Below are 24,132 nucleotides of genomic sequence, written 5' to 3' on the forward strand. Positions count from 1 at the left end.
CCAACGACCTACCAGAGTGCGATGTCGTAGGTGAAGTAGAGGCGGTTGCTGTCACGGCCCCGGGAGAACTCGGAGCGGTAGACGTAGTTGCGCATGCGCATGCCCAGGCCCTTGAACGTGCCGGTTTGCACAACATAGGCCAGCTCGGCGTCACGCTCCCATTCCTTGACCGTGCTCGTGGACTTGCCGTCATTGCCGCTCAGGTAGCGCGTGGAGAAGGTCAGGCCCGGCACGCCAGCGGCGGCGAAGTTGTAGCCGTAGTTGAGCATCCAGGTGTTCTCATCTTCCTCGATGAACTTGCCGATACCGGCGTTGCTGAACGAGTACACGGTGGCGCCGCTGATGTAGGGCAAACCGGCATCGCCGCGCAGGGTCTGGTAGCCGCCGCCGAACGTATGGCCTGCGATCGCGTAGGACAATTGGCCGCTGAGCATGTCATTGTCGATTTTGCCGGCGTAGGCCGAGCCGCCATCAACGCTGTTGAAGTAACGCAGGTCGCCGGTCAGCACGCCTCCGGCCAACGGCAGATCGTGCTGGATGCCGGCGAAATTCTGTCGGTAAAAGTTTTCCAATTCACCGTAGAAATAGCTCAGCCGGGTGTTCTTGCCCCATTTGTATTCAGCACCGGCGTAGTTGAAATCCCCAGATTTTTCGCCGCTGTAGCCATCCGGCACGATCGGTACGCTGTCGGTGGAGTCGCGTAATTTGAAACGGTCCAGGTGCCCACCGGTGACGGTCAGGTTCTCGATGTCGTTGCTGCTGACCTGGGTGCCCTGGTAGGTCTGGGGCAACAAGCGTGCGTCGTTGTAAATCAGCACCGGCGTCTTGGGCAGCAAGGTGCCGTACTTGACGATGGTTTTGGCGAACCTGGCTTTTGCGGTGGCACCGGCACTGGCAAATTCACCGGCTGCGCGGCCGTCATCGTGAACCGGCAGCAGCCCCGTGCCGCTGCGCCCGCGGCCTGAGTCGAGTTTCACGCCATAGAGCCCCAGGGCATCCATGCCCAGGCCGAGGGTGCCGGCGGTGAACCCGGACTGATAGTCCAGCAGGAATCCCTGGGCCCACTCGGTGCGCTCGCTTTTGGCCGTTCTCGCGGCGCGTGCGCTCATGCCGTGCTCATCGCGAAAGTTCTCGTTGAAATACACATTGCGCAGTTGCAGCTTGAGTTTGCTGTCGTCAATAAAGCCTTCGGCATTGGCACCGGCGAGGGGGACCAGGCCGAACGCGCAAAAAAGGGCCCGACGGGAATACATAAGGTTCATGGCAAACGTCTCATTGTTGTTATTCGGGGTGCAGGGCAGCACGCGCCCCGTGAGCGAGGCGCGTTGAACGGCAGCAGGAAGATGAATCAGGTAAACAGGCTGATGGCCCCAGTCAGCAAGGCCAGGGCGGTAACGACCAGGGAGGTCAGCACCGCCCATTTGACGGTGGCTTTCTGGAAGTCGCCGATGTCACGGTCGACCATGCCCACCAGCAACAGGGTCGAGGCGACCAGCGGGCTCATCAGGTGCACCGGTTGCCCGAGGATCGAGGCCCGCGCGATTTCCACCGGGTCGATGCCGTATGCCGCGGCGGCATTGGCCAGGATCGGTACCACGCCAAAGTAGTAGGCGTCGTTGGACAGCACGAAGGTCAGCGGCATGCTGGTGATCGCAACCACCAGCGGGAACAGGTGGCCCCAGGAGGGTGGGATCCAGTCGACCAGGGTCTGCGCCAGGGCGTCGACCATCTTGGTGCCGGAAAAAATCCCGGCAAAGATCCCTGCGGCAAATACCAGCAGCACCACCGTCATGGCATTGCCCGAGTGCGCCAGGATGCGTTCTTTCTGAATGTCCAATTGCGGGTAGTTGATCATCAGCGCGAGCACAAAGCCGATCAGGAACAGGATCGCCGAATGCATCAGGCCCAGCACCAGGGCGACCATCACCGCAATCACCAGCACCAGGTTGACGTAGGCCAGCTTCGGACGCTTGTGAGGGGTGTCCTCAAGAATCGCGTTGATGTAGCAATCGCCGCCACCGCTTTGCAGTTGCACGTTGCCGATACGCTTGCGCTCGGCTCGCCCCAGTAGGAAGGCGGTGAAGACTACCCACATGGCGCCGCCGATCATGGTCGGCAGCAACGGCACGAAGTATTCCCCGGCATCCAGGCCCAGCGCGGCGATGGCCCGTGTCGCGGGGCCGCCCCAAGGGGTCATGCCGCTCATGATGCTCAACGACAGCATGGAGATGGTCGCCAGGATCATCGGGTTCATGCCGATGCGTTTATACAGCGGCAACATCGCCGCGCAGGTAATCATGTAGGTGGTGGTGCCGTCGCCGTCGAGCGCGACCAGCAAGGACAGCAGGGCCGTGCCCACTGCGATTTTCATCGGGTCGCCATTGACGCGTTTGAGGATCTTGCGGATCAGCGGGTCGAACAACCCCGCGTCGATCATCAGGCCAAAGAACAGGATGGCAAACAGCAGCAACGCGGCAGACGGTGCAACCATTTTCAGGCCGTCGAGCATCATTTTGCCGGTGGTGCCGCCGAAACCGCCAATCACGGCGAAGACGATAGGCACCACGGTGAGCGCGACGATTGGCGACAAGCGCTTGGTCATGATGAGGAAGGTGAATACGACCACCATGGCCAAGCCAAGGAAAGCGAGCATAGGACGATTCTCTTGTTGTTATCGTAAGAATGGCTGACGCCGAGGCGCACGAGCCCTGACCCGCCAGGCGGCACAATGGCGCCTGGCGGGGAGGGGGCAGTCAAGTCAGGTGTTTGCGGTTTGCGCTAGACGCGTTTGGCGACCTTCAGGTCTTCCCAGGCTGTTGCCTCATCGGGTTTTGCGTCGAGCATCCGCGTCAGCGTTTCGCGGTGGCAGGCATTTTCAGACATCGAAATCACCACGGTCGCGACCGCGTTGCTGGCCAGGCTGGTCAGGGCCCGCGCTTCAGACATGAAGCGGTCAACGCCGATCAGCAACGCCAGGCCGGCCAACGGGATGTCGTGAATGACCGTCAGGGTCGAGGCCAGTGCCACGAACCCGCTGCCGGTCACGCCGGCCGCGCCTTTGGAGGACAGCAGCATGATCGCCAGCATGGTGACGATTTGCGTAAAGCTCAGGTCAATGTTGCAGGCCTGGGCAATGAAAATCGCCGCCAATGACAGGTAGATGGCCGTGCCGTCCAAGTTGAACGAGTAGCCTGTGGGCAGTACCAGGCCCACGACGCCTTTTTTGCAACCCAGTGCTTCGAGTTTCTCCAACATGCGCGGCATGACGGGTTCTGTGGAAGAGGTGCCGAGTACCACCAGAAACTCCTCGCGCAAGTAGCGCAGCAGTTTCCACAGGCTGAAACCGTTGGCCCGGCAGATACTGCCCAATACGACGAACACGAAGAAGCCGCAGGCGATGTACAAGGTCATGATCAGTTTCGCCAGAGAACCCAGCGAAGTGATGCCGTACTGGCCGACGGTGAACGCCAAGGCGCCAAAGGCGCCGATCGGAGCAAAACGCATCAGGTAAGCGAAGATCTTGAACACCATTTGCGAAGCCGATTCGAGCACGTCGAGTACTGGCTTGCCACGCTCGCCCAGGGATGACAGGGCGAAGCCGGACAACACCGCGATAAACAGCACCGGCAGCACTTCCCCTTTACTGAAGGCACCGATAAAAGTGTCCGGGATGATGTGCATGAAAAACTCCACAACCCCAAGCTTCGCGGCCGACTCCGTGTACTGGGCCAGGCCCTTGGTGCTCAGTTGGCTGGGATCGATGTTCATGCCGCCACCTGGCTGGAACACGTACACCGCCACCAGGCCGATCACCAGGCTGATCACCGTGAGGCCGAAAAACAGCAGCATGGTTTTGCTGAGCAGGCGGCCGAGCGAGCGTTTGTCGCTCATCCCGGCGATGCCGGTGACGATGGTGCAGAACACCACGGGGGCAATCATCATTTTGATGAGCTTGATGAACGCATCACCCAGTGGTTTGAGCGCGATGGCCTGCTGAGCCCAGAAATGCCCAACCATGATGCCCAGCACCACGGCGCAGAGAATCTGGAAGTAGAGCGATTTAACAACTTTCATGGCATCACCCATTTTTAGAATTGTGCGGATGCAAAAGCGCCAACGACCACCGGAATTACCCGGCCAGGCGTTGAGCGTTTGTGGCGTAGACATAACCAGAGAAAAGCCTGCGCGCAGTGCGTACTACGGACGCTTGAATTGTCTCATCGTTGACGCCGGTGTAGGACAATACGACATCAATCCCGCCGCTCGGATGTTCGATACGCACCGCTTCAAGGCGCGGCGTACTGATCCCGCCGAGCATCTGCGCGACGATGCTGCCCTCTATCACGCATGCGGTGGCCAACCCAATCGAGCCGGTAATGGCCAGGGCGCGGTGGCAGTTATGTGGCATGAAATAGCGAACCTGGATCGTACCGCCGGCTTTGGCGGGCGAAACCAGCACCGGCTTTGGAATCACTTTGTCGCTGACATCACCCAGGCCCATGGCCAGGCCTGCCTTAAGCCGCAATGACTCAAGGCGCCGCAGGAAGTCTTTATCGGCGTCCAGTTCTGCCGGGCTTTCATCGCCACGCTTGCCCAGTTGACTGGCCTCGATCAGCACCATGGGCATGGCCATATCGATGCAGGTCACTGCAATGCCGTCGATCACGTCTTGCCTATTGCCGGTAGGGAAAAGTTTGCCGGTCTTGCTGCCAGCCGCATCGAGGAACGTCAGTTGCACCGGCGCTGCCGTACCCGGCACACCATCGATGGCGGTGTCGCCCTCGTAACTGACCTTGGCATCCGGTGTGTACACGTCGGCGTTGATAAAAGTCCCTGTGTTTACGTTGCGAATGCGCACACGGGTGCGGCCCGGTGTGCCTTTGACCAGGCCCTGTTCGATGGCGAACGGGCCGACGGCGCACAGCATGTTGCCGCAGTTGGGCGCGCTGTCGACCCGGCGTTGCGAAACCATCACTTGAACGAACAGGTAGTCAACGTCTGCGTCCGGGTGCAGCGAAGGGCTGACAATCGCCACCTTGCTGGTTTGCGGGCTGCCACCGCCGATTCCGTCGATCTCCAGCTCGTGGCCGGAGCCCATCAGGTTGAGCAGCAGTTCGTCACGGGCCTCAATGGCTGCCGGTAAGTCCCAGTCAAGAAAAACCGGGCCTTTAGAGGTGCCACCGCGCATAAGCACACAGGGAATTCTTTGCATGATGCTGACTCTTGTTAATCAATCGACGCAATTGATGTTCTTGGGGCAAGAGTCTCAAGCTTTAAAAGATCTATCAAATGCAAAGATTGAAGAGATTATTGCGTTTTGCGAATGATAAATTTACGCTGGGTTTTCTTCTGGTGCCTGCTGCTGATGAGATAAGACATGGACTATGAGCTGAACGACATTCGATCTTTCGTTAAAATTGCCGAACTTGGCAGTTTTCACGAAGCAGCTGATGCCTTGCATCTGTCTCAACCTGCACTCAGTCGGCGGATAAAAAAACTGGAGGAGGGGTTGGGCACCTCTTTACTGGATCGCACCACACGCAAGGTCAGCCTCACGAGCGTCGGCCGCGACTTTCTTCCAAAGGCGCGTCGGTTGCTGGATGACTTCGATGAGTCGATTCTCAATATCCGTGAACTGGCCGAGCGCCAGATTGGCCGGGTAACCCTGGCGTGTATCCCAACTGCCGCATTCTATTTCTTGCCTTCAGTCATTCGGCTGTACAACGAGCGCTACCCAAAAATCCGGATCCGTCTGCTGGATTTGAGTGCCAATGAGGGGCTTGAGGCGGTACTGCGGGGGGAGGCCGACTTCGGTATCAACATGATGAGTGGGCAGCATCCGGACATTGAGTTCGTGCCATTGGTCAGCGAACCTTTTGTACTGGCGTGCCGGCGCGATCATGAATTGGCTGGGCGCAGTGCGGTCACTTGGTCTGAACTGAGCGATTACCGTCTTATTGGGGTAGGGCGCCTGAGCGGGAACCGCATGCTGCTCGATCACGCCCTTTCTGGCTTGAGTTGGCGGCCGCAATGGTTCTACGAAGTGCAGCATCTCTCCACTTCTCTGGGCCTGGTGGAGGCCGGCCTGGGGGTTTCGGCGATGCCGAGCCTGTCCATGCCGGCGGAAGATCATCCCACCTTGGTCAGCGTCCCGTTGATCGAACCGGTTGTGAACCGCTCTTTGGGCTTGGTCTACCGCCGCGGATCATCACTTTCGCCAGCGGCGGAAAAATTCGTCTCGATATTGCTTGAGCAATGGCCGCAATAGGCAGTGAACGGCTGCGTTTCGCTGATAGCTGCCGCTCACGGGCGACCTCTACCGGCCAAAAACGGACACCAAGAGCGTCTACGAAACCCGGGGCCGTTCACAGATCATTTTTGATCAGTCAGCGTCAGGCTATTTCCTGACACACATGGAGAGAGTGATGAGAGTTATCATTGCGTTGTTATTGATGTTGAGTACCTACGCTCATGCCGGTTGCGGCAACATCGGCGACAGCGATCAACGCGCGTATTGCGAGGCCAAAACCAATGGTCAAAGTTGCGGCAATATCCACGACAACGACCTTCGGGCTAGTTGCTCGGCGGAAATGAAAGGTCAAAGTTGCGGCAATATTAGTGACAACGATCAACGTGCTTACTGCAATGCCAAAGTCAATGGCCAAAGCTGCGGTAATATCCACGACAACGACCTTCGGGCTAGTTGCTCGGCGGAAATGAACGGTCAAAGTTGCGGCAATATTAGTGACAACGATCAACGTGCTTTCTGCAATGCCAAAGTCAATGGCCAAAGCTGCGGCAACATTCAAGATAGTAATTTGCGTAACAAGTGTGATGCCATAAAGCGTTGATCTACGAATCACGCGGGACCAGCTGTTCTTGATCGAAACTGGCCTCGCGAACTTGAGCTCCTCAGTTGTTGTAGCGCCTGCAGACCCCTTATCCTCGTGGCCACCTCTGCCAGATTCGATATCGAAGTTTACGTGACCCTCCCCATCTGATTCGCCCTGAATAGGGAGGGCGGTCCGTACAACCTATTGGCTGAATTCTGCCGCCGCTGACGGGCAGCTATGGGCCGATTGCTACCTGTCGTGGACGACCGTTTAACCCCAAGCCCGACTGGATTGCAAACGGCTTCCTGCAACCATCAAGTCCAGATTCTGCACCGCCGCTCCAGCGGCTCCCTTCCCAAGATTGTCAAACACCGCAGCCAACAAAACCTGCCCCATCTCATCATTTTCACACACCACCAAGCGCAAACTGTCCGTCCCGTTAAGCGCCTGAGGATCAAGGTGCGTCAACTCTTTAGACTCTTGCATCGACATCACCTGTACATGCTCCGCACCGATGTAGTGCTGCATAAGGCACGCATGCAACTGCAGCGCATCCACGCCCGGCGCTAACAACCGAAGTTGCAGCGGTATGGTCAGCACGATCCCCTGACGAAAAGCCCCATAGGCCGGCACAAACATCGGCCGTTCCGTCAGGCCGCTTTGCTGCTGAATTTCCGGAATATGTTTGTGTGCCAGCCCCAGGCCATAAACCTGAAACGACGGCGCCTGTGATGCGCCTTCTCCCTCATGCTCTTGCACGCCGACGCGGCCTTTTCCGGAATAGCCCGACACCGCATGAATGTTCGTCGGGAAGTCCCTGGGCAGCAACCCGGCCTCCAGCAATGGGCGCAGCAACCCTATCGCCCCCGTGGGATAGCAACCGGGGTTGCTGACCCGCCGCGCCAGGGCGATGTGCTGGGCCTGCTGTGAGTTCATCTCCGCAAAACCATAGGTCCAGTCTGGATGAGTGCGGTGCGCCGAACTCGCATCGATCACCCGAACGGCGGGGTTTTCGATGCTCGCTACAGCGTCGCGTGCGGCTTGGTCGGGCAAGCAGAGAATCGCGATGTCGCAGGCGTTGATGATTTCGGCGCGACGTTGCGGGTCCTTGCGGTGTTCGGGGCTGAGCGTGATGAGCCGCAGATCGGTCCGGTCGCGTAGACGTTGATGGATTTGCAACCCGGTGGTGCCTTGGTCGCCGTCGATGAATACAAGGGGGCTTGCCATGGAATGCTCTCGGACATAGGAAATCAGGAGTTCCAATCTTCAGCGCGGGGTTAAGATAGGAAAAGTTGAATTTCCAAACGATGAGATTCAGTTTTTCTGAAGGATGAGTGATCATGCGCGAAATCAGCCTGGACCGTCTGCGCACGTTGGTGGCCATTGCCGACCTGGGTTCGTTTGCCGAGGCGGCCCGTGCGCTACACCTGGCGCCCCCCACGGTGAGTTTGCATATCGCCGACCTGGAGTCGCGGGTTGGCGGCAAGCTGTTGTCGCGCACGCGTGGGCGCGTGCAGCCTACGGCGATTGGAGGAACCCTGGTGGACCGCGCGCGGCGCCTGTTGGCGGATGCCGAGCAGGCGCTTGAGGATGTGGAGCGTCAGGTGCAGGGCTTGGCCGGGCGTGTGCGGCTGGGTGCCTCCACAGGGGCTATCGCGCAGTTGTTGCCGCAAGCGTTGGAGACCTTGAGCCAACGCCATCCCGCTATCGATGTGCAGGTCGCGGTGCTCACGTCGCAGGAAACCTTGAAGAAGCTTGCCGAGGGCTCTTTGGAGATCGGTCTGGTCGCGCTGCCACAGACCCCGGTGAAGGCATTGCGGATCGAACCATGGCGGCGGGACCCGGTCATGGCTTTCTTGCCGGCACGCTGGGAATGCCCGGAGGTTGTGAGCCCTGGTTGGCTGGCCGCTCAGCCATTGATTCTGAATGACAACACTACTCGGCTTTCGCGCTTGACCTCGGAGTGGTTCGCCAGTGATGGACGCCAGCCCATGCCGCGTATTCAACTGAACTACAACGATGCGATCAAAAGCCTGGTGGCGGCCGGTTACGGCGCGACGTTGTTGCCCCATGAAGCCTCCACACCATTGCCCGATACCCGGATCGTCATGCGGCCATTACAGCCTTTATTGTGGCGTCAACTGGGTATTGCCCACCGTGGTGGGGACGTCGAGCGGCCGACGCAGCATGTGCTGGATGTGTTGTGGGGGTTGAGCGCGGGCTAGGGCGATGTTGTCAGAAAAAGGAGCGCTTTCGAGCTATCGCTGACGTTGGCGACAGTCAGCCCGGCCTCTATTTCTCGCGCCTGTCAGAAACCGGAGGTGACTAACCGTTCATCGGGATGGAGTGATGTCATGACGACATCATCCAAATATATCTGTACAAGAGTTGTACAGGAATAAATTCTTGTACAAGTATCGCTGGCCAGGAAACAACGCCGCTACTCGTTGCCGATGAACAAAAGAATACCTGCGCAGGATGCGGACCAGGGGCGAATACATACCCTTGCAGGTGTCCCTTAATTGCTCCTCTCATTACGCAGGTACATCATGCCATCGCACACTCTCCGGTTCTCTACACGCACCAGTCTCTATGCCGGCTATGCCAGCCTGGTCGCGTTTATGTTGCTGATCGCCGCGATCTCGCTGTACGCCCTGGCTAACAGCAATAAGGATTTTTTTCTCTACGTTAATGGCGTTGATGCACGTACCCGCCTGGCCAACACACTGAACGACGCCGCCGCCCAGCGCGCGATTGCCCTGCGTAACATCGCCTTGAACAGCAATGTCACTGCGAGAGGACAGCAGCGGGGCGCGATTGCCCTTAACGAACAAACGGTGGCCAGCAGCCTCGCCGCGCTACGCCAGGCAATTGATACCCATGATGATGTGTCGCCCAGATCACGTGAGCTGTTCTCAACCATCGAGCAGGTCGAGAGCCGCTACAAACCGGTAGCGCACACCATTGCCGAACACCTGTTCAAGGGTGAAAACGATGAGGCCATGCGCATGGTCAGCGAGCAGTGCACACCATTGCTGGCCGAGCTGACCCGGGCAATTGGCGAATACCTGCGCTACACCAACCAGAAGGCAGACCTGCAGGTCAGCGAAAATGACGCAAATTATCTGTCACAACGCAACCTGCTGCTCGCCATTACGGCGCTGGCCGTCTTGCTAGCAGCGGTACTGGGCTACGTCATCAGCCGCAACCTGCTGCGCGCACTGGGTGCCGAACCGAGTGAACTCAACCAGCTCGCCCAGCGGGTTGCCCAGGGCGATTTGCGCGCTAGCGAGCGCACGATTGAGCCACCACAAGCCAGCATCATGGCCGCCTTGCTGAGCATGCAGGAGAACCTGCGGGACATGACCAAGGGCATAAACCTGTCCTCACAGACCGTGGCCGAATCCAGCCAGGAGCTTAGCCAGTCGAGCCTGAGAAACGCCGAAAGCGTGGCCGTGGCACAGTGCGAGGTCGAGCAGATCGTCACCGCCGTTCACCAAATGGCCGCCACCGTGCAGGATGTCGCGCGCAATGCCGAATCCGCCGCCAGTGCCGCCAGCGAGGCCGATAGCGCGGCCCTGTACAGCCAGCAGAAGGCCAAAGATGCCGTGAACATGATCGGCGAACTGGCCGAGACAATCGAACAGTCCAACATGGCCATGGGCCGGCTGAAGAATGAAACCGGCAATATCGGCGGCGTGCTTGAAGTGATCAAGTCGGTGGCCGACCAGACCAACCTGCTGGCGCTCAACGCTGCCATCGAGGCTGCCCGTGCTGGTGAGGCCGGACGCGGCTTCGCGGTGGTAGCCGACGAGGTGCGCAGCCTGGCACAGCGTACCCAGAAGGCCACCTCAGAGATTGAGGGGCTGATCGCCAGTCTGCAGAAAATTGCCGATGAGACCTCGCAGCATATGCAACGCTGCAAGCACTCCAGTGCGCAGTCGGTGTCCGGCGTTTCCGAGGCCGGTGACGCGGTAAGCACGATCGTCACCATGATCGAGCGGATCAACGGCATGAACCATCAAATCGCCGCTGCCGCCGAGCAGCAGAGTACCGTTGCCGAGCAGATCAGCCGGGGCATCGTGACCGTCAGCGAAAGCGCCGAGCAATCCGCTGCAGCCTTCCGCAGCGCTCAGCAGGAAAGCGAAGGATTGGCACGCACCAGCGTGACATTGCGAGAGAACATCTCGCGCTTTCAGCTCTAGGGGCTGTTGCCGTTTCATCGCGAGCCGCGTTGCTGCGAGAAATGGCTCCCTAGCAATGATCATTGAGTTGCACTCGGAAAGCTGGCCCACATCCAACTCATCATTGGGAACCCAGCTTACTGCCCAGTTCAGACTGAGCGTTCAACCCGTTGCGGGTATATGGGCTCGCAATGGTGGCTGCGAGTGTATAGGCGTCGTAAACGTCGCGGGCGATGGGGCCCCAGCACGCCCAGGCGTGGCGCGAGTGGAACGACGCTCATCACTCGGAATATTTCTGATCCGAAGAGCGTCTTCAAGGACCTCCTTAAAAATCGGTGCCGCAATAGCTCCCCCGAAATAGCCTCCGGCAGTGGGTTCATCTACGATTATGGCCATTATGAATTCCGGCGCGTTGGCCGGAGCGATACCTACGAACATGGCTCTATATTTATTGTTTTGATATCCGCCGCTGGATGCCTTGCGTGACGTGCCGCTTTTGCCTGCAATTGTATAACCGTCGATGGCTGCGCGCTTTCCACCTGCTCCAGGGCCATCCACGGCCTGCACCATCATGCTTAGAACACTGTTGGCGACCTCCGGACTTATGACGTTGCGTGACGGCTTTGCCTCGCCTTTGATTATTGATAGTGGAACTAGATTCCCGTCATTCGCAAAGACGGTATAGGCTTGAGCCAGTTGTGCCAAGTTGACAGACAAGCTGTATCCGTATGAGAGGCTCGCTGTAGCAATGTCGGACCACACCCGGTTGACTGGAACAGTCCCGACGCTTTCTCCGGGGAAGTAGATAGCTGTGTTGATTCCGAATCCCAACTCAGTAAGCAATTGCGAGATGACTGCTCCACCTGTCGGAATCGCGACCTTGCTCATGCCAACATTTGAAGAGCGGCGGATAATTCCCGCCAAATCCAATTGGCTGTCTCTGCCTACATCCCTAATGGTATATCCATTTATCTTTACGAATCCTGGTGCTATTTGAATAATGGCGTCTTTGTCAATTATTTTAGCCGTCAGAACGGCTGCCATACTGAATGGTTTTATCACTGAGCCGGGCTCATACACATCAGTGAAAACGCGATTTCGAATAAGCTCCGCGTTGAAGCTTTTGCGTGCATTGGGATTGAAGGAGGGCATTGTAGAGAGTGCTAATATCTCACCTGTTTTAGCGTGTATAAGGATCGCACTTGCAGACTTGGCTGCATTTTTCATGAGGGCTTTCAGTAGTGCTTTTTCAACGTAATGTTGAAGTGTGGAGTCAATCGTCAAATGCAGATTGTCTCCCGGAGTAAAGGGTTTGTGCACAACGATTTCACGAGTGGCTCGCTTGTGTAGGTTTAACGTGTGCTCTTCTATGCCAGGCAGGCCAGAAAGTTTATGGTTATACATTAATTCAATACCTTCGATACCTTTCTGGTCAATATTGGTGAAGCCTATTGACTGAGCAAGCATCGAGGATTGAGGGTAGTATCTCTTGTATTCCTGGCGTTCATAAACGCCAGGAATAGATAGTTCCATTATCGTGTTCGCCAGCTGGGGATCAATCCTCCTGGCCAAATAGGCAAAGGATTTGTTTTGAGTGTTTAGTGTTAGGTTTTTTGTTAGTGATTCATTGATGTCAAGATGTTCTTTGAGTAAGGCTGCTTGCTGATTTGTTGGGTCAAACTGTTTAGGGTTTACCCACAAGGTGCTCACCGGTGTGGAAACTGCCAACGGCTGACTGAATCTGTCGAATATAGTCCCGCGAACGGGGATCGTTTCAATCATTCGCGTTGTTCGTTTGCGGCCTTCGCTGGCCAGGAACTCATGGGAAAAAATCATCAGGTAAGTTACTTTGGCCGCAAGAACCATTGATAGTGTATAAAAAACAGCTAAGACAATGGCGAATCTTGGGTTTGTCGCTAGGGGCTTCACACGGCACATCCTGTTGTATACGTTCAAAACAAGACCAGCCTAACTAAATTATTCGTGCTTCGCTCTGTAATATTAAGAAATGTCTTTCCTCGATCTATTCGCCTCTAGCGAATTGGATGGTCGATTCTAGTTTTGAATGTTGGCAATACAGATAATTTTTTATCTTTACAGCGAGCTTTCTCGTTATTAAATGGGGAAATAATAATGGCGACTGAAATGCAGATGCTTTAAGCGAGTCGGGTACCCGTCTACGTGATGAGGTCATACCGGTTTGGCAGCAGGCTGCTGGTTGAATTGCTCTGGGCCAAAAGCTGCCTTTGACGCACGCAGTCTGACGGCTTGCTCGTGAAAATTTTACGCAAAATTTACGGAGCTTCCAGGTTCGGCATCGAATACTGCGCGGTGATAATTTGGAACGCTCCTCATGTCCCTCGCAGCAATTCGGCTTATTGGATTTATCTTAGGCATTTTTCTGGTCACGCTGGCCATAAGCATGGCTATTCCCATGATCACGCTGGTGGTCTACGGCCGTAGCGACGACCTGTCGGCATTTCTCTGGTCGAGTTTGATTACCCTCATCTGTGGCCTCCTGTTGGTCGTCCGGGGGCGCCCGGATACTGGTCAGCTTCGCCCGAGAGATATGTACCTGCTGACGACGGGCAGTTGGGTGGTGGTGTGCACCTTCGCAGCGTTGCCAATGCTGTTCATCACTGACATCAGTTACACCGACGCGTTTTTTGAAACGATGTCTGGTATCACAACCACCGGCTCGACTGTACTCAGTGGCCTGGACACCTCATCTCCCGGCTTGTTGATCTGGCGCTCTATGCTGCATTGGTTGGGAGGCATAGGATTTATTGGCATGGCGGTGGCGATCCTTCCACTGTTACGAGTGGGTGGCATGCGGCTGTTCCAGACAGAGTCCTCAGACTGGTCAGAGAAAATGACGCCGCGTTCCCATGTGGGCGCCAAGTACATCCTGCTGCTCTATTGCGGGCTTACTGGCATCGGCGCAATCGCGCTCTGGCTCGCTGGAATGACGCCATTTGACGCGATCAACCACGCAATGTCGTTGATCTCTACCGGCGGGTTCTCAACTTCCGATGCCTCACTCGGGCATTGGACACAACCAACGATTCACTGGGTGGCAGTGGCCATCATGATTCTGGGCAGTATGCCGTTCACCTTGTACGTCGCCACATTGCGGGGTAATCGGCGTGCGCTGATCAAGGATCACCAGGTACGCGGATTTATTGGATTCTTGCTTGTCACATCGCTGGCCGTGGGCACCTGGCTGTATTTTCACAGCGATTACGGGTGGTGGGATGCGTTTCGTATCGTGGCAGTCAACGTGACCTCGGTGGTCACGACCACTGGAATTGCTGTTGGCGACTACACCTTGTGGGGCAGCTTCGCGGTCTTGCTGTTTTTCTATCTGACGTTCGTGGGTGGTTGTTCCGGCTCCACTGCAGGCGGGCTTAAAATCTTCCGTTTTCAGGTGGCTGCCGCTCTACTGGTCAGTAGCTTGAAGCAGTTGATCCACCCTCGAGCCGTGATTCAGAAAAAATACAACGGCCATCCCATCGACGAAGAGATCGTGCGCTCGCTATTGACCTTCTCGTTTTTCTTCACCATCACGATTGCCGCGATTGCCTTGGGCCTGGCTCTCATCGGGCTTGATTGGACAACCGCGTTGAGCGGTGCCGCTACTGCGGTGTGTAACGTCGGGCCGGGGCTTGGCACAATCATTGGCCCGGCCGGTAACTTCTCATCATTACCGGATGCCGCAAAATGGCTACTGACCGTTGGCATGCTTCTGGGAAGGTTGGAAATCCTGACGGTGTTGGTACTCGTAACTCCGGTTTTCTGGAGATATTGACCCCGCTTGTCGAGGGCCGGGACTAATCCACCTCGAAGGCCGCAACCCGCGCCCGTTTATAAAAAGTGGCAGCACGTCCCATGAGCGCACTTATGATCTAAGGCGCTACGGAACACGTATCAAGACATGTCGCCCCCCAAGCGGTCGTGCGCCGCATGATGCCCGGCCTAGTGCGGATTATCGCCCCACGCAAAGCCGACCATACCTCCAAGGTATCCCGTCAGACCTTATCCATATTGGACGGTCGCGGCATCACGCCTCAGCCTGAGGCCAATAACGATAAAGAGGCGCACCATGACCGTGCTATTGAGTGAGCGCAGCCAGATTTTCCAGGGCGCCGATGCCTATGCCGTGTCGGACTATGTCAACCAGCATGTGGGCAGCCACTGTATCCGCCTGCCGCCCAAGGGCCGGCCCATGGCGAGTATCAGTCACCGGACCTTTTCCAGCCTGGACTTGTGCCGTATCAGCTATGGCGCGCCGGTCAGGGTCACGTCGGTAGCGCTGGAAACCATTTATCACTTGCAGATCCTGCTGACAGGCCACTGCCGCTCCAATTCCCGGGGCGGGGAGCAGGTCTTCGGGCCGGGGGAGATCTTGCTGATCAACCCGGATGACCCGGTGGACCTGACCTATTCCGCCGACTGCGAAAAATTCATCATCAAGTTGCCGGTGCGTCTGTTGGAAAACGCTTGCCTGGCGCAGCACTGGACGCTGCCGCAGCCGGGTATTCGCTTTGCGGATGCACGCCGGGCGCTGAGTGAGATGGACGGTTTTCTGCAGTTACTGGGGCTGATCTGCCATGAGGCGGAAAACGCCGCCGAACCTGAGGTACAGGGCCTGTATGAGCGGATTGTGGCCAATAAGCTGCTGGCGCTGCTGGCCAGCAATGTGCTGCGGGTGGTTCCCCAGGCGGCGCAAGGCGGCGGTTTTGAGGCCGTGCGCGAGTTTATCGAGGGACATCTGGGCGAGGACATCAGCATCGAGCAGTTGATGGCGGTGGCCAAGGTCAGTGAGCGTTCGCTGTATAGCCTGTTCGAACGCCAGGTGGGCCTGTCGCCCCGTGATTATGTACGCCAGCGCAAGCTGGAGCGGGTGCATGCGCGTTTGCAACTGACTACCGCGCGCAGTGTGACGGAGGTGGCACTGGACCATGGCTTTATGCACCTGGGGCGCTTCTCCGAGGCCTATCGCAAACGCTTTGGTGAGCTGCCTTCGCAGACCTGGAAGCGCCATCGCTAAGCGGCTTGCGCCAGCCGGATACTGATTTGCAGGAAGCGGATATTGAGGAACAGGACGAACACGTACGGTGAGGGCGCCTGATACAAGAACAACGGAGGGCCTGCCCCATGACCAGTACACTCGAGCGCCTCGCTGCACAACTGCGCGAGTCCGTTCAGGAAGATCCCGCTACCGGGGTGTTCCGCTGCCGCCGCGACATCTTTACCGACCCCGAGCTGTTTGCCCTGGAGATCAAGCACATCTTCGAAGGCGGGTGGCTGTACCTGGCCCATGAAAGCCAGGTGCCGGAAATCAACGACTACTACACCACCTGGATTGGCCGCCAGCCGGTGGTGATCACCCGCGACAAACAGGGCACCCTGCATGGCCTGGTCAATGCCTGCGCCCATCGCGGCGCCATGTTGTGCCGGCGCAAGCAGGGCAACAAGGGCTCATTCACCTGCCCATTCCACGGCTGGACCTTCAGCAACGCCGGCAAGCTGCTCAAGGTCAAGGATGGCAAGACCGGGGCCTACCCGGACAGCTTCGACTGTGACGGTTCCCACGACCTCAAGCGCCTGGCGCGCTTTGAAAACTACCGCGGTTTTCTGTTCGGCAGCCTCAGCGACGCGGTGCCGGAACTGAGTGATTACCTGGGCGAGACCCGCGTCATCATCGACCAGATGGTCGACCAGGCTCCCCAGGGCCTGGAGGTGCTGCGCGGCAGTTCATCCTATGTCTACGACGGCAACTGGAAGCTGCAGATCGAGAACGGTGCCGACGGTTACCACGTCAGTTCCGTGCACTGGAACTACTCGGCGACCATGGGCCGGCGCAATTACGAGGCCGAAGGCACGCGCACGGTCGATGCCAATGGCTGGTCGAAAAGCCTGGGCGGGGTCTACGCCTTCGATCACGGGCATATCCTGCTGTGGACGCGCCTGCTCAACCCCGAGGTGCGTCCGGTGCATGCCCACCGCGAAGCATTGGCCGAGCGCCTGGGCCAGGCGCGTGCGGACTTTATCGTCGACCAGACCCGCAACCTGTGCCTCTACCCCAATGTGTACCTGATGGACCAGTTCTCCACGCAGATCCGTGTGGTGCGGCCCCTCGCGGTGGACAAGACCGAAGTGACCATCTATTGCATGGCGCCGATCGGCGAAAGTGCCCAGGAGCGGGCGACGCGGATTCGCCAGTACGAAGACTTCTTTAACGTCAGCGGCATGGGTACCCCGGATGACCTGGAGGAGTTCCGCGCCTGCCAGACCGGTTACCAGGGGGCGACCACCCTGTGGAATGACCTGAGCCGTGGCGCCAAACAGTGGGTGGAGGGGGCCGACGACAACGCCAGGGCCATGGGCATGCACCCGCAACTGAGCGGGGTGAAGACCGAAGACGAAGGCTTGTTCGTGCGCCAGCATGCGCATTGGGCCGCAAGCCTGCAGCGCGCAATCGAGCGCGAACAGCAGGGCCTGATCGCCAGCGACCGGGAGCTGCAGCCATGAGCCTGTCCCGTGACCGCCTGCTGGATTTTCTCTACCGCGAAGCGCGCCTGCTGGATGATCGCCAGTGGGATGAATGGCTGGCGTGTTACTCGCCAAAAGTGGAGTTCTGGATGCCCGCCTGGGACGACTACGACACCCTCACCGAAGACCCGCACAGCGAAATCTCACTGATCTACTACCCCAGCCGCGATGGCCTGGAAGACCGGATCTTCCGGATCAAGACCGAGCGATCCAGCGCCAGCACGCCCGAGCCGCGCACGGTGCACCTGCTCGGCAACCTCGAAGTGCTGGCCGACGATGGCGCGCACGTAGAGCTGCGTTTCAACTGGCACACCCTCAGCCACCGCTACAAGACCACGGACAGCTATTTCGGGACGTCCTTCTATGGCCTGGATATCAGTGGCGAGCAGCCGCTGATCACGCGCAAGAAGGTGGTGCTGAAAAACGATTACATCCACCAGGTCATCGACATCTACCACATCTGAGGACACCGCCATGAGCTATGCCATTGCCCTGAACTTCGAAGATGGGGTGACCCGCTTCATCGACTGCAAGGTGGGGGAGAAGGTCCTCGACGCCGCCTTTCGCCAACGCATCAACCTGCCCATGGACTGCTCCGACGGGGTGTGCGGTACCTGCAAATGCCATTGTGAAACCGGCGCCTACGACTTGGGTGACGACTATATCGACGACGCCCTGAGCGCCGACGAAGCCCGGGAACGCCAGGTGCTGACCTGCCAGATGGTGCCGCAATCCGATTGCGTGATTGCCGTGCCGCTGCCGTCCAGTGCGTGCAAGACCGGCACCACGCAGTTTGCCGCGACGCTGGCGAACATTACCCGCCACGCCGATGCCGCGCTGGAGGTGAGCTTTGGATTGGACCAGGCGCCGGTATTTTTACCCGGCCAGTACGTGAATATCGGTGTGCCCGACAGTGGGCAGACGCGCTCCTATTCATTCAGCAGCCGCCCTGGCGATACGCACGCGAGTTTCCTGATCAAGCATGTGCCGGGCGGTTTGATGAGCAGCTGGCTGGAACGCGCCCAGCCGGGCGATCGCGTGCCGATGACTGGACCACTGGGCAGTTTTTACCTGCGCGAGGTGGTGCGGCCCCTGTTGTTACTGGCCGGCGGCACCGGTCTGGCGCCGTTTCTGTCGATGCTTGAGGTGTTGGCACAGCGCGGGGAAGCCCGGCCGATCACACTGATCTATGGGGTAACGCGGGATCAGGACCTGGTCCTGCTTGAGGCCCTGGAGGCTTTCGCCGCGCGCTTGCCCCAGCTCACGATTGTCACGTGCGTGGCCGACCCGCAGACCGCGCACCCGCGCCAGGGGTATGTCACCCAGCATATGGGCCGCGAGGCGCTCCACGACGGTGATGTCGATGTCTACCTGTGCGGGCCGCCGCCGATGGTCGATGCGGTGCGCCAACACTTCAAGCACCAAGGCGTGAGCCCGGCCAGCTTCCATTACGAGAAATTCACCGCCAATGCCGTCGCAAGTTCTGACGCCGCGTGAGGAGATCAGCATGAATCCACGTTTTGACACCAAGGTAGCGCTGGTTACCGGCGCCGCCCAGGGCATCGGCCGGCGCGTGGCCGAGCGGTTGCTGGCGGAGGGCGCCTGGGTGGTCGCGGTCGATCGCTCGGAGCTGGTGCATGAGTTGCAGCATGCACGGCTGCTGACCCTGACCGCCGACCTTGAGCAACATGCCGCGTGTGCCGAGGTCATGGCCGCCGCCAAGGTGCGGTTTGGGCGCATCGACATTCTGATCAACAACGTCGGCGGGACTATCTGGGCCAAGCCCTTTGAGTTTTACGCGGTAGCGCAAATCGAAGCCGAAGTGCGCCGCTCGTTGTTCCCCACGTTGTGGTGTTGCCATTGCGTGCTGCCCTACATGCTGGAGCAGGGCAGTGGGGCCATCGTCAATGTGTCTTCGGTCGCCACACGCGGGGTCAATCGGGTGCCCTATGGTGCGGCCAAGGGCGGGGTCAATGCCCTGACCGCGTGCCTGGCCCTGGAGACTGCCGGCAGCGGCATCCGTGTCAATGCCACCGCACCGGGCGGCACCGAGGCCCCACCGCGGCGCATCCCACGCAACAGCCAGCCGCAAAGCGAGCAGGAGCGCGTGTGGTACCAGCAGATCGTCGACCAGACCCTCGACAGCAGCCCGATGAAACGCTACGGCAGCATCGACGAGCAAGCGGGCGCGATTCTATTTCTGGCCTCTGACGAGGCCTCCTATATCACCGGCGTGACCTTGCCGGTAGGAGGTGGCGACCTCGGCTGATTCACCGTTACCTGCAGACATTGACTCACAACAACAATAAAGAGAGCACTGCCATGCGTACCCATGACGTTCATTCGATTATCGACAATGCCCCTTTCAATCGCTTCCACTGGCTGGTTGTCAGCCTGTGTGCCTTGCTGTTGATCTTTGATGGCTATGACTTGTTTATCTATGGCGTGGTCTTGCCATCGATCATGCGCGAGTGGGGGCTGACGCCCCTGCAGGCCGGCGCCCTGGGCAGTTATGCGCTGTTCGGCATGATGTTCGGCGCGCTGATCTTCGGCACCCTGGCGGACCGCTTCGGGCGCAAGAAAGGCATCGTCTTTTGCTTTGCGTTGTTCAGCATTGCCACGGTGATCAACGGCTTTGCCAGCAGCCCTACGGAGTTCGGCATCTGCCGGTTTATCGCCGGGCTTGGCTGTGGTGGGCTGATGCCCAACGCGGCGGCGCTGATCAACGAATATGCGCCGAAAAAAGTGCGCAGCACCTTGATGGCCTTCATGTTCAGCGGCTATTCCCTGGGTGGCATGCTCGCCGCCAGTGTGGGGATTTTCATGCTGCCGGCCTATGGCTGGTCGTCGATGTTTTTTGTCGCCGTCATCCCACTGCTGCTGTTGCCGGTGATTGTGCTGTGGTTGCCCGAATCCATTGGCTTTCTGATCCGCCAGGGCCGTGTAGAGCAGGCCCGAGTGCTGCTTAATCGCCTGTCGCCAGACACCCCGATCAACGCCGGGGATGAACTGGTAATCGCGGACGTCAAGAGCAAGGGCGCGTCGGTGGTGGAGTTGTTCCGCCATGGCCTGGCCATGCGTACGGCGATGATCTGGACCGCGTTTTTCTGCTGCCTGTTGATGGTCTATGCCTTGAGTTCGTGGCTGCCCAAGCTGATGGCCGGGGCTGGCTACAGCCTCGGGTCGAGCTTGTCGTTCCTGATTGCCCTGAACCTGGGCGGTATGGCCGGGGCGTTGATTGGCGGGCGATTGGGGGATCGGCTGAACCTGGTGAAAGTGGTGATCTGCTTCTTTGTTGCCGCCGTGGTCTCCATCAGCCTGCTGGGCATCAACAGCCCGATGCCGGTCTTGTACCTGCTGATCTTTATTGCAGGCGCCACCACCATCGGTACGCAAATCCTCCTGTATGCGGGGGCGGCGCAACTCTATGGCTTGTCGATTCGCGCCACTGGCCTGGGCTGGGCCTCCGGCATCGGGCGCAATGGCGCCATCGTCGGCCCACTGTTAGGCGGCGCGCTGATGGCGATCGAGCTGCCGCTGCAACTGAACTTCATGGCCTTTGCCGTGCCCGGTGCCATTGCGGCCCTGGCCATGACGATGTTCGCCTTGAATGAGCGGCGCACCGCTATCCGGTTGCCCGCCGCCCAGGCGCTGTAACTGTCCGACCTGTCGATAATAAAAACAAAGAGCAACGACATGCACACACAACGTATCTGGCTTTCCCTGCTAGGGCTGCCCCTTGCGGCAACGGCGGGCGAGGGTGGTTTTTTTGCGGGTTCCACGGCTACCTTGCAGGCCCGCAACTATTACTTCAGCCGCGACTTCTCCGATATTGTCGGCGCCAACCAACAGTCCCAGGCCCAGGAGTGGGGTCAGGGGTTTATCCTGACTTACAAATCCGGGTATACCCCCGGCCCCATTGGCTTTGGCCTGGATGCGCTGGGCACCCTGGGCCTCAAGCTCGACAGCAGTCCGGACCGGGTCAATAGCGGCTTGTTGCCGGTCAAGGGCGACGGCCGCGCTGCCGACGACTACAGCCGCCTGGGCTTGACCTTCAAAGCGCGGTTGTCCAGTAGCGAACTGAAGGTTGGGGAATTGCAGCCGAACCTGCCGGTGCTGGCGTTCAGTGACATACGCTTGCTGCCGCCGAGTTATCAGGGGCTCAGTCTCAGCTCCAATGAAATCACGGGGCTGACCCTGCAGGCGGGGCACCTGAGCACCACCAGCCTGCGCAACGAGGCCGGTGACGGCAAGATGATCGCCATGCTCGGCCATGTGCCGCAGCGCGGGGCTCAGAGCGACGCCTTCAATTATGTCGGCGGCGACTACGCCTTTAATCGCGAACGCACCAGTGTCAGCCTCTGGCATGGCCAGTTGCAGGACATCTACACCCAGGACTTTATCGGCCTCAAGCATAGCCAGCCGTTCGGGACGTGGGTGCTGGGCGCCAACCTGGGTTACTACACAGCGCGCGAGGAGGGTGAGCAGTTACTCGGCAAGATCGACAACCAGGCGTTTTTCTCGCTGCTGTCGGCCAGGCGCGGTGGCCATACCTTTTACGTGGGGTACCAGGCGATGTACGGCGACAGCGCCTTCCCCCGGGTATTTGCCAATGTCACGCCATTGGGCAACGAAGTCCCCACCTACGAGTTTGCGTATACCGACGAGCGCTCCTGGCAGGTGCGCTATGACTACAACTTCGCGGCATTCGGGGTGCCGGGGCTGACTACCACGGTGCGCTATATCACCGGCGACAATGTCAGCACCGGCGGCGGCTACGAGGGCCGGGACCGCGAGCGTGACCTGGATATCGGGTATGCCGTGCAAAGCGGCGTACTCAGTGGCCTGGGGATTCGGGTACGCAATGTGATGGCGCGCTCAAACTACCGCAGTGATATCAATGAGAACCGGTTGATCCTCAGTTACACCTGGACGCTGCTTTAGACCCTGACCGAGCAGGGCCCCAGGCCTTGCTCGGTTAGCTTTTGTGTGCGGCGCAGGTGTACCGAATCATCTACCGTTACTGGCCAGCCACAATCCCCCTACGCGTAGCCAACCCACGACCACTGCACCAATCAGCAAAAAGCCCAGGTAACCGAACAGTGGATAGACCTGGCCCACCAGGCTGACAAATCCCACCAGGCTGCCAGCGAATGCCAATGCACCGAAGGCTGCCGAGCCAATGCGGAATGTACGTGTGCCTGCCGGCAGCAATCGGGCCGAAAAGGAATACAAGGTACCCACGGCCGTATTGACGATCATCAGGAAAATGATCAACGCCATCAGCAGGCCGAGGGCCGGCGAAACCTCAGTGGCGATGGACAGCATGGGCATGGGCAGGTCCGCCACGCTGTCCAGGCGTGACAGCAGACCCAGGCTCATTACCAACATCAACAGCCCCAGTAATGATCCGCCGAAAATGCCACCCCAGATCGCCTGTTTCTCGGATTTGGCGGCGCCGCCCATGATCGCCAGAAACGGCACCCCGGCCACGATGTTGTAGGACACATACAACAACGCGCCCAGCAGCCAATGGCTCGCGCCAGAGTCTTGCTGGCTGGCCAGTTGGTTGAGTTCACCGAAACTCAGTCCCCGGGTGGCGACGCCATACAGGGCCACGCCTGCCGCTGTCAGGACCAGCAGCGGCGTGACGGCGCCGATCATGCCAATGACCTTCTTCACATCCAGGCACACGATGGCGACCACGATCAGCGTCACCCCAGCGCTGCCGAACAGGGCGGGAATGCCGAACTGCTGTTCCAGCAGGGCGCCACCCCCGGCCAGCATGACCACCGTTACCGCAAACATGAAAAAGGTGATCATCAGGTCGACAAAGGTCCCCAGGTAGCGTCCGCACAATGCATGCACTACGTCCTTGTGGGACTTTGCCCGCAGCCGGCTGCCCATGCCCGCCAACGCCATGCCGAGAAAGATGAAGAGCGCGGCGCTGACCACCGAACCCAGCAGCCCCCAGACGCCGAAATCCACGAACATCAGTAGCAGCTCCCGACCGGAGGCGAACCCTGCACCGACAATGACGCCGACAAATGCGCCGGCTATTTTCAGACTTTCTTTCATGACGACTTCCCTCAAATTATTGTTGTTATCGCTCAGGGGGGAAGGCCACTGCTCATGGCCTACCGGGGCATCGCTCTGGCAAACGGCAGGGGTGGATCAACGGGCGCCGACCCATGCCTGGACTTCGATCTCGACATCGACGCCCAAGGCCAATTGGGCGCCGCCGACCGTGGAGCGCACCGGGAAGCCACCGTCGAAGTGGCGCTTATACACGTCGTTGAAACCCGCGAAATGCTGCATGTCCGACAGCCACACGGTGGCCTTGATCACCTGCTCGAAACTTGCTCCGCATTCGGCAAGGGTTTCGCCGATGCGGGCCATGGCCGCCTCGGTCTGCTCGCGGATATCACCGAGCACCACTTCGCCCAGAGGGTTCATGGGGACTTGCCCGGAGAGGTACAGGAAATCACCGACCCGAATGGCCTTGGAGAACGGGTAGGGCAGGTGGCTGGGGTAACGCTGGAAAGTGTCAGACATGCTAT

The 24,132-nt window shown here is 58.8% G+C and carries 20 protein-coding genes; 11 read left to right on the forward strand and 9 right to left on the reverse strand.

The features are described from left to right. Positions 1 to 8 precede the first annotated feature (8 nt). The 4 genes from PSFL_RS08110 to PSFL_RS08125 all read right to left on the reverse strand — a co-directional run bounded on the left by PSFL_RS08110 (position 9) and on the right by PSFL_RS08125 (position 5,212). Complete coding sequence (locus PSFL_RS08110) at positions 9 to 1,262, reverse strand: OprD family porin (RefSeq protein WP_271043482.1); 1,254 nt, start codon at positions 1,260 to 1,262, stop codon at positions 9 to 11. 86 nt (positions 1,263 to 1,348) lie between these two features. Further along, complete coding sequence (locus tag PSFL_RS08115) at positions 1,349 to 2,653, reverse strand: CitMHS family transporter (protein WP_057438421.1); 1,305 nt, start codon at positions 2,651 to 2,653, stop codon at positions 1,349 to 1,351. 125 nt (positions 2,654 to 2,778) lie between these two features. Next, positions 2,779 to 4,086, reverse strand: coding sequence for a dicarboxylate/amino acid:cation symporter (locus PSFL_RS08120; protein WP_397470068.1), 1,308 nt, complete (start codon positions 4,084 to 4,086; stop codon positions 2,779 to 2,781). Positions 4,087 to 4,129: 43 nt separating this feature from the next. Further along, positions 4,130 to 5,212: a 4-oxalomesaconate tautomerase gene (locus tag PSFL_RS08125; RefSeq protein WP_057959716.1), complete on the reverse strand. Its 1,083-nt coding sequence runs from the start codon at positions 5,210 to 5,212 to the stop codon at positions 4,130 to 4,132. A 165-nt stretch (positions 5,213 to 5,377) separates the two neighbouring features. Between PSFL_RS08125 and PSFL_RS08130 the strand changes: the two genes are divergently transcribed. Beyond that, positions 5,378 to 6,268 (forward strand): LysR family transcriptional regulator, encoded by an 891-nt coding sequence (locus PSFL_RS08130; RefSeq protein ID WP_057438424.1) that lies wholly within the window; start codon positions 5,378 to 5,380, stop codon positions 6,266 to 6,268. A 178-nt stretch (positions 6,269 to 6,446) separates the two neighbouring features. Here the strand turns inward: PSFL_RS08130 and PSFL_RS08135 are convergent, their stop codons facing one another. After that, positions 6,447 to 6,863, reverse strand: coding sequence for a hypothetical protein (locus PSFL_RS08135; protein WP_170045593.1), 417 nt, complete (start codon positions 6,861 to 6,863; stop codon positions 6,447 to 6,449). Positions 6,864 to 7,103: 240 nt separating this feature from the next. After that, entirely contained in the window at positions 7,104 to 8,060 is a 957-nt protein-coding gene (argC, locus tag PSFL_RS08140) for an N-acetyl-gamma-glutamyl-phosphate reductase (RefSeq protein ID WP_397469887.1), read from the reverse strand. Between the two features lie 113 nt (positions 8,061 to 8,173). On the opposite strand from argC, the gene PSFL_RS08145 reads away from it, so the two are divergent. Next, positions 8,174 to 9,058 carry a LysR family transcriptional regulator gene (locus tag PSFL_RS08145; RefSeq protein WP_273870261.1) on the forward strand — a complete coding sequence of 295 codons (885 nt, stop codon included), beginning with the start codon at positions 8,174 to 8,176 and terminating at the stop codon, positions 9,056 to 9,058. Positions 9,059 to 9,382: 324 nt separating this feature from the next. Beyond that, positions 9,383 to 11,038: a methyl-accepting chemotaxis protein gene (locus PSFL_RS08150; RefSeq protein WP_170045591.1), complete on the forward strand. Its 1,656-nt coding sequence runs from the start codon at positions 9,383 to 9,385 to the stop codon at positions 11,036 to 11,038. A gap of 141 nt (positions 11,039 to 11,179) precedes the next feature. On the opposite strand, the gene PSFL_RS08155 is transcribed toward PSFL_RS08150, so the two are convergent. Further along, positions 11,180 to 12,946 carry a penicillin-binding protein 2 gene (locus PSFL_RS08155; protein WP_315492678.1) on the reverse strand — a complete coding sequence of 589 codons (1,767 nt, stop codon included), beginning with the start codon at positions 12,944 to 12,946 and terminating at the stop codon, positions 11,180 to 11,182. A 424-nt stretch (positions 12,947 to 13,370) separates the two neighbouring features. Between PSFL_RS08155 and PSFL_RS08160 the strand changes: the two genes are divergently transcribed. The 8 genes from PSFL_RS08160 (at position 13,371) to PSFL_RS08195 (ending at position 22,516) form a co-directional block, all read left to right on the forward strand. After that, positions 13,371 to 14,825, forward strand: a complete 1,455-nt coding sequence (locus PSFL_RS08160; RefSeq protein ID WP_169960286.1) for a TrkH family potassium uptake protein — start codon at positions 13,371 to 13,373, stop codon at positions 14,823 to 14,825. A 294-nt stretch (positions 14,826 to 15,119) separates the two neighbouring features. Next, the gene (locus PSFL_RS08165) at positions 15,120 to 16,067 is read left to right on the forward strand and encodes an AraC family transcriptional regulator (protein WP_057959707.1); all 948 of its coding nucleotides are present in this window, start codon (positions 15,120 to 15,122) and stop codon (positions 16,065 to 16,067) included. A 107-nt stretch (positions 16,068 to 16,174) separates the two neighbouring features. Further along, on the forward strand, positions 16,175 to 17,551 hold the full coding sequence (locus tag PSFL_RS08170; protein WP_397469888.1) for a Rieske 2Fe-2S domain-containing protein: 1,377 nt from the start codon (positions 16,175 to 16,177) through the stop codon (positions 17,549 to 17,551). After that, positions 17,548 to 18,036 (forward strand): benzoate 1,2-dioxygenase small subunit, encoded by a 489-nt coding sequence (benB, locus tag PSFL_RS08175; protein WP_057444779.1) that lies wholly within the window; start codon positions 17,548 to 17,550, stop codon positions 18,034 to 18,036. Before PSFL_RS08170 ends, benB begins: the two co-directional genes overlap by 4 nt. A 10-nt stretch (positions 18,037 to 18,046) precedes the next feature. Next, a complete protein-coding gene (gene benC / locus PSFL_RS08180) occupies positions 18,047 to 19,069 on the forward strand; it encodes a benzoate 1,2-dioxygenase electron transfer component BenC (RefSeq protein ID WP_397469889.1) in 1,023 nt (340 codons plus the stop codon). A 10-nt stretch (positions 19,070 to 19,079) separates the two neighbouring features. Beyond that, the gene (locus tag PSFL_RS08185) at positions 19,080 to 19,841 is read left to right on the forward strand and encodes a 1,6-dihydroxycyclohexa-2,4-diene-1-carboxylate dehydrogenase (RefSeq protein WP_169990109.1); all 762 of its coding nucleotides are present in this window, start codon (positions 19,080 to 19,082) and stop codon (positions 19,839 to 19,841) included. A gap of 53 nt (positions 19,842 to 19,894) precedes the next feature. Continuing rightward, a complete protein-coding gene (locus PSFL_RS08190; RefSeq protein ID WP_273865615.1) occupies positions 19,895 to 21,229 on the forward strand; it encodes an MFS transporter in 1,335 nt (444 codons plus the stop codon). 39 nt (positions 21,230 to 21,268) lie between these two features. Further along, on the forward strand, positions 21,269 to 22,516 hold the full coding sequence (locus tag PSFL_RS08195; protein WP_397469890.1) for an OprD family porin: 1,248 nt from the start codon (positions 21,269 to 21,271) through the stop codon (positions 22,514 to 22,516). A gap of 66 nt (positions 22,517 to 22,582) precedes the next feature. On the opposite strand, the gene PSFL_RS08200 is transcribed toward PSFL_RS08195, so the two are convergent. Together PSFL_RS08200 and PSFL_RS08205 are read right to left on the reverse strand one after the other, a co-directional pair. Further along, the gene (locus tag PSFL_RS08200; protein WP_397469891.1) at positions 22,583 to 23,650 is read right to left on the reverse strand and encodes a hypothetical protein; all 1,068 of its coding nucleotides are present in this window, start codon (positions 23,648 to 23,650) and stop codon (positions 22,583 to 22,585) included. 96 nt (positions 23,651 to 23,746) lie between these two features. Next, entirely contained in the window at positions 23,747 to 24,127 is a 381-nt protein-coding gene (locus PSFL_RS08205) for a RidA family protein (RefSeq protein ID WP_057959700.1), read from the reverse strand. Positions 24,128 to 24,132: the final 5 nt, after the last annotated feature.

The sequence above is a fragment of the Pseudomonas sp. DD1 genome (assembly GCF_044510355.1).
GTDB lineage: Bacteria > Pseudomonadota > Gammaproteobacteria > Pseudomonadales > Pseudomonadaceae > Aquipseudomonas > Aquipseudomonas shahriarae.